Source organism: Campylobacter sp. RM9328, assembly GCF_012978615.1.
Genome location: NZ_LIWF01000013.1, coordinates 25,740 through 39,000, shown reverse-complemented (window position 1 = coordinate 39,000; position 13,261 = coordinate 25,740). Strand labels below are relative to the sequence as shown.

The window sequence follows — 13,261 nt, the reverse complement described above, 5'->3', positions numbered from 1 at the left end:
TTAGCCTTTTTTAAATTTACGGATAAATAAAACAATCAACACAAGTATAATTGTCCCATATATTAGATATCTAAAGATATTTATAGTATCTCTATTTTGTGAGCCTATTGAAGTTTCTAGGGTTATATTTTTGCTATTTGCGACTCTATCAGCGATATCGGCATATCCATTTAGCATAGAGGAATTATAGATATCTTTGCCTTTATTTTGCGTTAGAAGTGGGATTATAGAGCCAGTTTGCGGAAATGGGCTAAGCACTGCTTCTTTGTCAAAAAGCTCTAAAGCGTCATTTGACGCAAATATATCTAGCTTACCAGCCTTACTAGAAAAATCCTTAGGCAATATAGCTAAAACTATATATGGTGGCTTTAAATTTGATATATGCGAGCTAGCTGCATTTTCCAAAGTAGAGCCATTGAGATCAGATATAGTAAGAAGATCTAGACTAACGCCCGTTTTACTCTTTAACTCTTCACCAATTAAATTTAGTTTTATCTCTACAGCCTCGCTAATGATATTAGCATTGTCAATTACTACGCCATATGCTCCCAAACTCAAAAGAGCAGCTATAAAGCCGCTCTTAAAAATCTTAAATAATATCATCCGATATAAAGACTATTTGGTGTAAGCACTGACCAAGCAGTAATAGCCGCTGCTATAATAAGTCCGATAACAATTAATGATTCTAATAATTTAGACATATTTTACTCCTTAATTACCATAACTTCAGCAGCTTTTTGGACGCTACTTTTCATCTCTACAGATGAAGGATCTACTAATTTATATGGTTTTTGCATTACATTTTGTTGTGCCGATATACCAAGATATGTAAGCACAACCAATATAGATAGCAAAAGAGCAGTAGCGATCAGCATTCCAGTAACGCCATTTAATGCAAAAACAGATCTATTTGTATTATCCATATTATTCTCCTTTTGAAAGTGAGATTATATATTCACCAACGGCTTTCTCTTGAGTTGGATTAATCAAGCCTGTGTCTCTGAATTTAGGCATATGACCGATATTGCCTGTTTTTCCACGAACTAATACATCTACTACAAAATCACTTGATCCATATTTGCTAAGATCTGGCGCCATACCATCCATACCTTTGCCATCTTCACCATGGCAAGCCGCACAAGTAGCCCACGCTGCACGACCAGCTTCTACTAGATCTTCATTTATAGTAGATTTGATAGCTGATATCTCTTTAGCTGTAAATGCTGCTATAGCCTTAGCCGTAGCCTCATCAATGCCATTATCAATAGCATTTGGCATATCGCCTAATGGATATCCTAGGCCTTTTGAGCCTTTGATAATAGCATCATAAATACCCTTTTCGCTACCCCACTCTACTAAATTTGCCGCCTTACCATTAATGCCATCACCTGTGATTCCATGGCAAGCTGCACATTGAACCAAAAATACTTGCTCGCCAATTGCTTTTAACTCATCTTGAGTGGCATTTTGGAATTTGGCTTGGAAGCTTGCGTTATATTTTTTGACCTCTTCATTATATTCGCCGATTTGAGAGTATGAATTCAAAGGATACCCAACCAAAAAGTACCATATAGCCCAAACTATAGCTAAAACAAACACCACAGCCCAGCCGATCGGCACAGGATTTTTATACTCACCGATTCCATCCCAGCTATGCTCACTTAACTCTCCGCCCTCTTTTTTCACTTTCATTAGTTTAAATAGCCTACCTACGACAATCAATGTCAATAAAACGATAGCTATAGCACCAAGAATAGAAAGCGAATTTACATTGTCTTCTAGATTAAACCATTTCATTTTTTAACGCTCCTATTGTCATCTTTGTCTGAAGTGAAACTCTCAAGAACATTATCTTTTAAATCATCATTTAAGGCTAAATTTGAGTATTTTTCATAATCTCTTCTACCTATTTTTTCTGATCTTTTTAGATGAAACCAGTAGCTATATAGTATCACTACCATCGCTACTAGCATTATATAAAAGCCATAAGCTTGTAGTTCTCTCATAGTCTCTATACTCATAACAAACCCTATTTTAAGCTATTTAAATATGCAATCAATGCTACTATTTGGCGGATTTCACCTCTAGCAAATGCATCTTTTACATCTTGATCTTTCATTTGGCTTACGATAGCCTCCGCTTCTGCTTTTATCTCTGCTTGAGCTTCATCCCAACTGCCTAATTTTGGCATATTTTCTGTATCATAAGGGACATTAAATACCTTTTTAACTGTTAGGGCTTCAGCATAAGCTGTTTCTATATCAGCATTTTTATTAAACATATGTTTATATGCTGGCATAATAGATCCTGGCACTACGCTTACTGGATCTTTCATGTGATTTTCATGCCAATCAACGCTTCTATAGTTGCCGATTCTAGCTAGATCCGGGCCTGTTCTTTTAGATCCCCATAAAAATGGCCTATCATAAGCAAATTCACCACTTACAGAATACATGCCATATCTATCGGTTTCTGATTTAAATGGGCGAATTAATTGAGAGTGGCAAGCATTACAGCTATCAGCTATATAGACATTGCGACCAGCTAGTTGTAAAACTGTGTATGGTTTTTTATGCTCGACAGGTCTAGCACGATCAGCAAAATCAGGCAAAATCTCGACAATACCAGCATAAGCTATAAATATAAAGACAAATACCGCAAAAAAGAATGGATTTTTCTCTAACCAACTAAACATTCACTCCTCCTTACGCAGCCATTGGTGAAGCACTTACTGGCTCACGATCTATAGGCTTACTTGATGAGATAGATTTCATAATATTGTAAGCAAACATAAAGAATCCAATTAGATACAATAAACCACCAATAGCTCTAATCCAATAATAAGGCATTAAAACTGTAACTGTATCTATAAATGAGTAAGCAAGATTACCATACTCATCAGTAGCTCTCCACATCATACCTTGAGTGATACCAGCGATCCACATAGACGCAAAGTATAGCACGATACCTGTAGTTTGGATCCAAAATTGCGCTTCCATTAAAGATTTGCTATATAATTCACGCTTAAAGACGCGTGGAGTCATATGATATAGTGCAGCCATAGTCATAAATCCAACCCAACCAAGAGTCCCATCATGGACATGTCCAGGGATCCAATCAGTAAAGTGCGCTAGAGCATTTACAGATTTTATCGATAGAATCGGTCCTTCAAGAGTAGAGAACATATAAAATGTAGAGGCTAATACCATGAATTTAATTAGTGGATTTTCTCTTAATTGTCCCCATTCACCCTTCATAGTAAGCAAGATATTGATCGCTGAACCCCAGCTAGGTAAGATAAGAACTATAGAGAATATAGATCCCATAGTTTGCATCCAGTCTGGCACAGTAGAATAAATAAGATGGTGACCACCAGCCCAAAGATAGACAAACATTAAGCCCCAAAATGAGAATAGTGAGAGTTTGTAGCTAAAAATTGGTTGGCCACTCTCTTTTGGCAAGAAGTAGTAAATTTGAGCAATTATCGCCACGGTAAATACAAACGCAACCGCATTGTGTCCAAACCACCATTGAACTAGCGCATCATTTGTACCTGCATACATAGATACAGAGTGGATCCAACTACCCATACCTGTAACTAGACGAGTAGGAACTTCCATATTGTTAAATAGATATAGCATAGCTACGCCAAGGAATGTAGCAATGTAATACCATAAAGAGATATATAGAGTTTTTTCACGGCGAATTCCAATAAGCCCAAATATAGAAATTCCCCATAAAACCCACACAACAACGACTATTATATCAATTGGCCACTCAAGCTCTGCATACTCTTTAGATGTAGAAACACCAGCAAAAAGAGTAATAACCGCCAAAGCTATAACTAGCACATATAGCCAAAAATGTAGCTTGCCTATGAACATTAGAAATTTAGATTCGCTCATAGAGACCTTAAGCACTCTTTGTCCTATGTAATACCAGGTAGCAAATATACCTGATAACATAAACCCGTAGATCACGCCATTTGTATGAAGCGGTCTAAGACGGCTAAATGTTCCATATTCACCAGCTATATAGTTAAGGTCAGGGTAAGCTAACTGAAAAGCTATCAAAGTACCGATACCCATACCAACTATACCAAAGATAATAGTGGTAAACATGAAGTACTTAGCGACTGTATAGTCGTAGTTCAATGCATTACTTGGCTGCATTAAAAAGTTCCTCCTGTAAAGTTATTATTGAAAAGCACTTCTAATTATATGGTAAATAAAATATAAATTAACTTAAAAGATCAAAAATATACAAAAATAAATTTAAAATGTTTAGAATTTAAACAATAAATTTTAAATTTATCTCATTTGAAATATATTTTTTAGTATAAATTTGATTTATATTTCATCATCTTTTGAGCTAATTTTATATCCAAGGCCAGATATATTTTTAATCAAATTTACCCCAACTTTATCACGAATTCTCTTAACAAAAGTCCTAATAGCCGCATCGCTAACCCTCTCATCTGTCCAGACATTTTGCTTAATCTCTTCGTGCAAAACCAAAGTATCCATCCTTTGGGCTAAAATTGTCAAAAATGCCAACTCTTTTTTGGTTAATCCTATTTGAGTTCCATCATCTTTTATAAGCACTCTTTTAGTTTTGTCAAATTTAATTCCACGGCCAATATCGATTTGTGAAGTAAGGTCTATTCTATCTTTAGCGATCTTGGATATCGCTTCACACAACTCATCATCGCTAAGTGGCTTTATAAGATATTTATCCACTCTAGCATCAATCGCACCAAGCAATCTATCTCTATCGCTAAAAGCACTAAATACAATCACAGGCGTGGATTGTGATATCTGTTTGATCTCTTTAGTCATCTCTAGACCATCCATTATAGGCATTACTATATCTGTAAGCACTAAATCTGGGTTGTATTTTTTAAATTTTTTTAGCCCTTCATCGCCATTTTTAGCCAAGATAACACTTTTAAAAAGCCCTTCTAAGGCTCTAGCTATTGAGCTTTTTATCTTATTGTCATCTTCTACTATTAAAATGGTTAAATTTTTTAAATTTTCTTCCATTACTCTCTCCGCCTAATATATTTAATCTACAAAACTAATTTTACTAATTATTGGTTCGTTAATTATAGCATATTTAATTTGCTAATTAATATCATTTTAGATATTGAGTTTATATTTAAGTGGATTTTTGCTATATTATAATCAAAAAAGGCTATTTTATAATTTTAAAAAAAGAGAAAATATAGTGAATTTAAACTAAAAAATAGATATTGAATATCAAAATTTTATAATTTTTATTTAAGTAACATAAATCCTAAATATAAAAAATAAATTCCATACCCAAGCATAATTATAAAAGAGATTAAATTTAAATAATTTTTAAATTTAGCACTCAAAGCAGACAAAATACCACCGACTCCCATCATCACAGGAATTGTGCTAAGACCAAAAATAGCCATAATCATCGCACCATTTATCAAAGAGCCACTCCCAAGCGAAACAGCCAAAAAATAATATACAACTCCGCAAGGCAAAAGCCCATTTAAAAATCCTAAAATCAAAAACGATATAAGGCTATTTTTTTGTCTGAATTTGCTAAATAAAGGGATAATTAAATAGCTTAATTTCTGATTTTCGATATAAGATAGCAGCTTGCCTCTTTTAAAAAGCCCAAAAGCCAAAATAATCAAAATCACCCCAGCAAAAAAGATAACCAACCCCCTATTAGCACCGCTCAAAAGAGCAGCCGAGCCAAAAAGCCCAAATAAAATACCTAAAATCATATATGCCAAAACTCTGCTAAGATGATAACTAAGTAGTAAGATGAATTGAGTTGATTTTGATTTTTGATTAAGTTTGATATTACAAGCTACCACAAATCCACCACACATACCGATACAATGCGACAAGCTAAAGCTAATCGCAAGTGCAATAGTAGTAAGGATCGTGGCTAAATCCATTATAAAATTTCTATAAATTTCTTAAAGATATATTTACTCTCATTTGGTCCGCTACTCGCTTCTGGATGGTGCTGGACTGAAAATACTCTTCCACCATTATAGCAAACCCCTTCAATAGTGTTATCAAAGAGATTTCTATGTGTAATTGTGGCTACTTCGCATATACTTTCTGGGACATTATAATTGTGATTTTGTGCTGTTATCTCTATGCTTTTTGTATCTAGATTTTGGACTGGGTGATTAGATCCGTGTTGGCCAAATTTGAGTTTATAAGTCTCATAACCATAGGCATTTGATAACAACTGATGACCAAGACAGATACCAAACATAGGAATATTTGCTGCGATTAACTTTTTGATCTGTGCTATCTCATTTACTAGCATTTTAGGCTCGCCTGGGCCGTTGCTTAGGAATACTCCATGAATTTGGCCTTTATTAAATTTATCTATCAAAACTTCAGCCTTTACATCATGCGGATAAACCTCAAGCTCAAGGCCAACGCTACAAAGCTCATTTAATATATTTCTCTTAACACCATAATCAATCACCGCAACTCTTTTTCCAATTGATTTTACACTACCATAAGATTGGTTTTTATGATCCCATCTGCTTAAAAGATGAGTATATGGCTCTTTAGTACTAACAATGCTTACATAGTTGATCTCATCGATTCTAGCGCTATTTTCTAAGGCTTTTTTAAGCTCATCTTTATCGCTAATTTCAGTAGATACATATACTCTTAAATTTCCGCTATCTCTTAGCATTTTAGTAAGATATCTAGTATCTATATCATATACTCCGAATTTGCCTTGTTCGTAAAAGAATTTGTCAATACTCTCTTTGGATCTAAAATTACTAGGCTTAGCATTAAAATTACGCATAAAGACCCCACTAGCGTGAATTTTATTACTCTCTTTATCATCATCATTGATCCCTACAATTCCGATTTCTGGCATAGTAAATACTATGAATTGACCAGCATAACTAGGGTCTGTAATGATCTCTTCATATCCAGTTAGCGAGGTATTAAAAACTAATTCACCAAAGGCACTTCCGCCCTTGCCAAATGCCTTAGCTTCCATATAAATGCCATTTTCTAAATAAATATACGCTTTCATTATATCATCCCTCTTTTACTAAGCTCTTCTTCATATAATCTTTCAAATATCAAATCATACTCATCTGTGCCTGGAATCAACTTTTTCTTATAATTATCCAAGCGATCAGCCACAATATCTTCTATTGATTCATACTGCTTTAAGTAACTCTCTATCGCACTATATATGAGATTTTTAACCCTATTTTCTGATACGCTATAATCTATTAAATTCTCTTTCCATAATCTTTGTAAAATTTCGTGAGATAAGCTACTATAACGATCATCATAAGCAAGCATCACACCAAAATCTTTAGCCAATTTTTTCTTGATTAACCAAAACATACTCTTGCGATCAACTTGCATAAAATCAATCTCATTTTCATTTTGCTCTAAAAGCTCTTTTACACGCTCTTCTAAGGCCCTTTCTTTGTTTATATCAGCATACAAAATATCTTGAGCTACAGCCACTATAGGCTCGGTTCCGCTTTTGAATTTGATAAAACCAGATTTAAATAGATCGTTTGCAATTTTTCTTGCTATGTATGGAGCATGAGGAAGTTTAATACGCATTTAAATGACCTTTGTAAATTTTTAGCTAATTTTATCAAAAAAATATATAAAATCAGCTAAAAATAGCAAGATAAATTAAATTTATTTAGTTGAATTTAAATCCTTAAAAAGCTCATCATTTTTCAAAATTTGCGTAAGTTCAGCTGCTATTTGCGGATCCATTTTAGCTAAAATTGATGATATCTTTTTAGCTTCAAGTGAGTGTAAAACCTTCGCCGCTTCATCTCTTGGGAGTTCTGATATTATAGTAGCGGCTGGGGCGTCTTTCATCTTAGCATATACCTCTAATACCTTATCGCTTGTAATGCTTTTTAGCTCGGATAAAATTTTTTCATTTTTATCAAGCATATTTTTTATATTTTCTTCTTTTTGAGATATGGTCTGTAATGTCGCATTAAGCTCTTTTTCTTTGGCTAGAATTTGAGCTTCACGCTGGTTAAATAAAGTAGTAGTAGCAGCTCTATAAGCTTCTAGCTCCTGGCGTGAGCTGTCTATTAGCTCTAAATTTTTAGCGATATTTGCCTCTCTATCAGCTAAAATTTCATCACTATTAGCATATAAAAATATACTTAAAAAAAGTGTAAAATATAACTTCAAACCAACATCCTTAACGCATAGATGAGCGACGCATATTTCCTAATTCATCTAGCTCTTTACTCTCTTTTTTCTTGAGATTTTTTAGCTCTTTTTGAATCTCTTCTTTTTCCATATATTTTACTTTTTCTAGCTCTACATATGCCTTTTTATACTTAAATTCAAAATGCACAATCTCTTTTTGGATAAGTAGCATTTTCTCTTTTATCTTATCTTTTTGACTTCTTAAGAGCTTTTGTTGTTCTATGGTGGATTTGATCTTAGATGATGAGCCGCTCTTTGGGAATTGACTCATATTTAACTCAGCATTAATAGCATCCATAGAGCGACTAAGCTCACGAAATGTCGCTTTGGATTTAGCTAAACTCATCTCAATTTTATTTAACTCTTCTTCTTTTACCTTGACTATTTGTGAAAATTTATTATTCATCTTAGTATTGTATCGCTCCTTTCTGGACTTGTTGATATAATGCTAACTCTAACTCCTGTTAGCTCTTCAATTCGTTTTATATATATCTTAGCATTTTGTGGAAGATCATCATAATTTCTAATCCCGCTAATACTATCCCAACCATCTAACTCTTCATAAATAGGTGTAACCTCATCTAAATTTGATGGCATATAATCTATAATCTCCCCTTTATATCTGTATGCTTTACAAATTTTAACACTCTTAAATCCATCAAGCACATCTAACTTCATCAACGCATAGCTATCTACACCATTCAATCTTGATGCATATCGCACAGCTACGGCATCTAGCCATCCACATCTTCTTCTTCTACCCGTTGTAGTGCCATACTCTTTGCCTACTTCGCACATTGTATCGCCATCTTTGCCACTATCTTGTGTTGGAAAAGCGCCATTACCAACTCTTGTGGTATAGGCTTTTAAAATTCCAATCACATTACCGATGCTTTTTGGGCTTAAACCTAGCCCAGTACAAGCTCCAGCTGAGATGGTATTTGAACTAGTAACATACGGATATGTGCCGTGATCTATATCAAGTAAGGTGCCTTGAGCTCCTTCTAGAAGGATTTTTTTATTCTCATCCATAGCACTCCATAATATTTGAGTAGTATCAGCAATATATGGCTCAAGTGCCTCTTTAAAGCTACTAAGCTTTTGATATAGCTCATCTTTGCTAGGGATTTTCACGCCAAGGGCGTCCAAATAGGCTCTATTTGATTCAAAATCACTTATTAAATTCTCGCTAAGCTCTTTTGGGTTAAGCAACTCACCAACCCTATGCCCTGTGCGACTGATCTTATCGGCGTATGCTGGGCCTATACCCTTGCCTGTGGTGCCTATAGCTTTATCGCCTTTTAATCTTTCTTTGGCTTGATCAATTAAAGAGTGGTGAGTTAAATTCAAATGCGCCCTATCGCTGATATAAAATCTCCCTTGTAAATTCTCAAATTGCGACATCTCTTCTATAAGCGCTTCTGGATTTACCACAACGCCATTACCGATAATATTTATAATATTTGGATGCAAAATTCCACTTGGGATTAGGTGAAGAGCGTATTTAACGCCATTAACCCATATAGTATGGCCTGCGTTATGCCCGCCGCCACTTCTACATACTAAATCATAATTTTGTGAGAGCATATCAACTATCTTACCCTTGCCCTCATCGCCCCACTGAATTCCAACTATTAAATCCGCTTTTGTCATATCAATCCTTTTATCTGCTTCTTAAATTCTCTATCACAGCATCGCTAAATATAGCAAACCCAGCTGAAATATTACCATCTATTTCATAGCTTCCACCGCTACTTAAAACACTATTATCGCATAAAAACCTAAAAAATAGCTTATCATAATATCGCATTTTAGAGTAGTATAAAGGTGCGTATATGCGTTTTTCGTAGTTATTAGCTAGGCCTTTCATAGAGCTTAATGGCTCTTTTAACTCACTTGGGGCTATAGCAATTACTGAGTCTATGTCGCTATCACTTTTTATATTTGCCAAAAGATTTAACCACGGCAGATCAAGTCCTAATATCACTTCTAATCTGCCATTTTCAAATACGCTAATTGGTAAATTCAGAAGTTGGCATATTATCTTTGGAATTTGTATATTGCTAATTTGCAAATGCGCTTCAATGCCAAATTCTTTAAAAATTTGCCCAACTATATCTATACAAGGTATAACGCTACTATCACCTAATATTTCGGCACCGATTTGATAAATTTCACTATTTGGGTATTTAAATACCGGCTGGATATAAAACCATCTTTTGGTGTTGCTGTCTTTTAGCCTTTTTGTGGCTATTCTAACCACATCTATCGTGCTATCACTGCGAAGAGCTATCTCTGAATTTTGCTTATCACTAAATCGTATTAAATTTTCAGCTTTAACGCTTTGGCGTTGATGATGGCTAAAATATGGAGTAATGATTTCGCTAAAGCCGTTATCTTCTAAGATATCGGCTGCTTTGGACTCTATACGCCTTTTTAGCTTCGCACTAGAGCCAAAATATAGCTTTGAGCCATCAGGGATATCGTGTTCGTAAATTTTTTGTGTGGATAAATTCAAATTCTCTCCTTACTCCATAATCTTATAAAATGACGCTATATATCGCTGGATGATATCGTGTTCATCTTTAATAGCTGTGATAACTAAATGCTCTAGATATACTTCACCGGCTCTATTTTTGTTATAAATTTTACCACTCCAACTACCAAAATGCTTGATATCAGACCACATTTTGGCATAAAATACATTATCATGCTTATCTGATCGTAAGACTTTTGGTTTTTTGCCGATTACATCTTCTTTGCTATATCCTGTAATTTTAGTAAAGCTATCATTAACATCAAGTATATCACCATTGACATCGCATACCAAAATACCATTAATTGAGCTTGACATTATAGCATTTGTTAAAGCGTTTTGGACTACATATCTTTGATGATCGCTAATATCTATAGCTGTGCCTATGATCTCATCAGAATCATTTAGAGTATCTAGGGCTTTAGCCTTGATCTTGGCATAAATTTGCTTTCCATCTTTTTTAAGTAGTCTTACATTGCACTCAACAAGCCTTGAGCTGCCATCTATATATCTATCTAACTCATCTATAAATATATCGATATCATCTCTATATACGATTTTATAGATATCTTCTATAGATCCAACTCCCATATCAATGCTATTTTTATATCCCAAATACTCGACAAAATCAACACTAAATTTCAAAACCCCACTACTAGCAAAATACTCAAATCCCAATAAATTACTACTTAGAATTCTGCTCTCGTGTCGTTTGAGTTTGCTGATTAGAATCTCTCTTAATATCTCTTGATTGGTATTATCTAGCAAAAACATAGTAACTTCTATCTCGCCATTTATATTTTTGCTACTTGATACAAATATCCTAAACCACCCATACTCGCCACTAACTAACTTAAACCTATAAGAGCGATCAAGCTCTTTTTTGGTATCATATATGCTATTTTCTAGTTTAATTTTGCGTTCGATCTCTAAGCTTAAAGGCCCTATATCATCGCTATGACAAATGGATTTAAGATCTAGATTTTTATCATTATTTTGGATTAGTAAATTTATATTTGAGCTAAGCCCAGTAACGATCCATTCATCAGCATATACAAATTTAAGCACGATAGCTGGGTTGTTTTCTATCATTGAAATTTCGCTATTTAGACCTTCAATCTTCTCTTGCGCTTTTGTGGCATCTAGTATAATCATAAAGTATGAATCATTGAAATACAAACTAACAGGCGTGCTAATCACCTCAACAAATTTAATATCGCCATTAGATAATTTATGCTTTTTATATGATGATTTATCATCTATTTGGATATCAAATATACTCATGGTTAAAAGCTCACCCTTAGAGTATCCATAAAAATCCACCGCACATCTGCTAGCATCCATTATACTGCCATCTTTGGCATCTATAAATAATATCTTGATATCACTTTTGTCAAACAATAAACTATAATATTCTATATAATATTTTAAGCTATTTTCAGCACAAACCCACGATGTAAAAAACTCATAAATACTATTATTGATATAGTAAAAATCCAAATTCGAAACAGGAGCAATAATCTCCTTGGCTGCAAGTTTATCTATAAATATTTTGGTATTTGCGATGGGTAAAATAATATTATTTTTGATATACAAAAATATATCTAAAAATAGAGCCAAAAGTACTATAATAAATGTAGAAAAATATAGATACATAATGCTATTTACGCTATCATTAGAGAATATAAAATATAGGCTAAAAATACTCATAGCAATAAATATTACTAATATAGCTATAGCTCGTCTAAGTAGCCCAGAAGCGAGAAAAACTCTGCCTTGTCGCATACACCTAACCTTTGGCATAAGTAAATTTATGTGATATAGGCTCAAATTCTACCTAAATTTTAATAAATTCAAGCTAAATATAAATTTTTAAGAAAGCTTTGGTAGAAATTTGGATAAAATTGCGCCATGAGACTTACTATATCGGCTATTTTTATCTCTATTATCATTAGTGGTTGCTCCTTTAAATCACCGCTTTTAAATCTAAATTCCATCTACGATACCTACACAATTAGCAAAGATGAAAGAGGGATTTACACCATAATCAAAGACAATATAATCCAAAAAAAGATCCAAACCAAAATCCTAGCAACGCCAAATTTGAGTAATTTTCATATCGATGTCGTATCTCAATGGGGCGAAGTGTTATTAATCGGTGAAGTAGCAAATATGGATGATAAAATGAAGCTAATCAACCTAGCCAAAAATACAATGGGAGTAAATCATATTAAGACTTATATAAATTTAAAAACCCCAAATTCATGCCACTTCATAGATGAATTAACCATGCTAACTAAGATCAAAACTGATCTAATCAGCGATCCGCACATAGATAGCACAAATATCAATATACACATTGTTCAATGTGATATCGTATTTAGCGGTGCGGTCGCTACGATAGAACAAGAAAAGCGTGCCCTTTGGTATGCTTTTCACACAGATGGAGTTAGTAATGCTTACTCATTTTTACATATTTTAAAATAATTATAATTTA

The 13,261-nt window shown here is 33.9% G+C and carries 17 protein-coding genes; 1 reads left to right on the top strand and 16 read right to left on the bottom strand.

The window, feature by feature from the left end:
- The 16 genes from CCAL9328_RS08800 to CCAL9328_RS08725 all read right to left on the bottom strand — a co-directional run bounded on the left by CCAL9328_RS08800 (window position 1) and on the right by CCAL9328_RS08725 (window position 12,549).
- Complete coding sequence (locus CCAL9328_RS08800) at window positions 1-558, bottom strand: TPM domain-containing protein (protein WP_170000460.1); 558 nt, start codon at window positions 556-558, stop codon at window positions 1-3.
- Window positions 559-599: 41 nt separating this feature from the next.
- Window positions 600-701, bottom strand: a complete 102-nt coding sequence (locus tag CCAL9328_RS08795; protein WP_096014163.1) for a hypothetical protein — start codon at window positions 699-701, stop codon at window positions 600-602.
- A gap of 3 nt (window positions 702-704) precedes the next feature.
- Window positions 705-923 carry a DUF4006 family protein gene (locus CCAL9328_RS08790; protein ID WP_096014164.1) on the bottom strand — a complete coding sequence of 73 codons (219 nt, stop codon included), beginning with the start codon at window positions 921-923 and terminating at the stop codon, window positions 705-707.
- A 1-nt stretch (window position 924) separates the two neighbouring features.
- Complete coding sequence (locus CCAL9328_RS08785; protein WP_096014165.1) at window positions 925-1,797, bottom strand: cbb3-type cytochrome c oxidase N-terminal domain-containing protein; 873 nt, start codon at window positions 1,795-1,797, stop codon at window positions 925-927.
- A complete protein-coding gene (locus CCAL9328_RS08780) occupies window positions 1,794-2,021 on the bottom strand; it encodes a cytochrome c oxidase, cbb3-type, CcoQ subunit (protein WP_096014166.1) in 228 nt (75 codons plus the stop codon). Before CCAL9328_RS08780 ends, CCAL9328_RS08785 begins: the two co-directional genes overlap by 4 nt.
- An 8-nt stretch (window positions 2,022-2,029) precedes the next feature.
- Window positions 2,030-2,695: a cytochrome-c oxidase, cbb3-type subunit II gene (gene ccoO, locus CCAL9328_RS08775; protein WP_096017493.1), complete on the bottom strand. Its 666-nt coding sequence runs from the start codon at window positions 2,693-2,695 to the stop codon at window positions 2,030-2,032.
- A gap of 10 nt (window positions 2,696-2,705) precedes the next feature.
- Window positions 2,706-4,172: a cytochrome-c oxidase, cbb3-type subunit I gene (ccoN, locus tag CCAL9328_RS08770; RefSeq protein ID WP_096014168.1), complete on the bottom strand. Its 1,467-nt coding sequence runs from the start codon at window positions 4,170-4,172 to the stop codon at window positions 2,706-2,708.
- A 177-nt stretch (window positions 4,173-4,349) separates the two neighbouring features.
- Window positions 4,350-5,042 carry a response regulator transcription factor gene (locus CCAL9328_RS08765; protein ID WP_096015135.1) on the bottom strand — a complete coding sequence of 231 codons (693 nt, stop codon included), beginning with the start codon at window positions 5,040-5,042 and terminating at the stop codon, window positions 4,350-4,352.
- 233 nt (window positions 5,043-5,275) lie between these two features.
- Window positions 5,276-5,941, bottom strand: a complete 666-nt coding sequence (locus CCAL9328_RS08760; RefSeq protein WP_096015136.1) for a sulfite exporter TauE/SafE family protein — start codon at window positions 5,939-5,941, stop codon at window positions 5,276-5,278.
- A complete protein-coding gene (carA, locus tag CCAL9328_RS08755) occupies window positions 5,941-7,059 on the bottom strand; it encodes a glutamine-hydrolyzing carbamoyl-phosphate synthase small subunit (protein ID WP_096015137.1) in 1,119 nt (372 codons plus the stop codon). Before carA ends, CCAL9328_RS08760 begins: the two co-directional genes overlap by 1 nt.
- Window positions 7,059-7,610 (bottom strand): DUF507 family protein, encoded by a 552-nt coding sequence (locus CCAL9328_RS08750; RefSeq protein ID WP_096014172.1) that lies wholly within the window; start codon window positions 7,608-7,610, stop codon window positions 7,059-7,061. Before CCAL9328_RS08750 ends, carA begins: the two co-directional genes overlap by 1 nt.
- Before the next feature lie 81 nt (window positions 7,611-7,691).
- Window positions 7,692-8,207, bottom strand: a complete 516-nt coding sequence (locus tag CCAL9328_RS08745) for a MotE family protein (RefSeq protein WP_096014173.1) — start codon at window positions 8,205-8,207, stop codon at window positions 7,692-7,694.
- Between the two features lie 10 nt (window positions 8,208-8,217).
- Window positions 8,218-8,634 carry a flagellar FliJ family protein gene (locus CCAL9328_RS08740; protein ID WP_096014174.1) on the bottom strand — a complete coding sequence of 139 codons (417 nt, stop codon included), beginning with the start codon at window positions 8,632-8,634 and terminating at the stop codon, window positions 8,218-8,220.
- A complete protein-coding gene (locus CCAL9328_RS08735; RefSeq protein ID WP_096019536.1) occupies window positions 8,631-9,881 on the bottom strand; it encodes an adenylosuccinate synthase in 1,251 nt (416 codons plus the stop codon). Before CCAL9328_RS08735 ends, CCAL9328_RS08740 begins: the two co-directional genes overlap by 4 nt.
- 10 nt (window positions 9,882-9,891) lie before the next feature.
- Complete coding sequence (locus tag CCAL9328_RS08730; RefSeq protein WP_170000459.1) at window positions 9,892-10,746, bottom strand: ATP phosphoribosyltransferase regulatory subunit; 855 nt, start codon at window positions 10,744-10,746, stop codon at window positions 9,892-9,894.
- A gap of 9 nt (window positions 10,747-10,755) precedes the next feature.
- Window positions 10,756-12,549: a PAS domain S-box protein gene (locus tag CCAL9328_RS08725; RefSeq protein ID WP_170000458.1), complete on the bottom strand. Its 1,794-nt coding sequence runs from the start codon at window positions 12,547-12,549 to the stop codon at window positions 10,756-10,758.
- A 126-nt stretch (window positions 12,550-12,675) separates the two neighbouring features.
- Between CCAL9328_RS08725 and CCAL9328_RS08720 the strand changes: the two genes are divergently transcribed.
- A complete protein-coding gene (locus CCAL9328_RS08720; RefSeq protein WP_096014178.1) occupies window positions 12,676-13,251 on the top strand; it encodes a BON domain-containing protein in 576 nt (191 codons plus the stop codon).
- The last annotated feature ends 10 nt before the right edge of the window (window positions 13,252-13,261 follow it).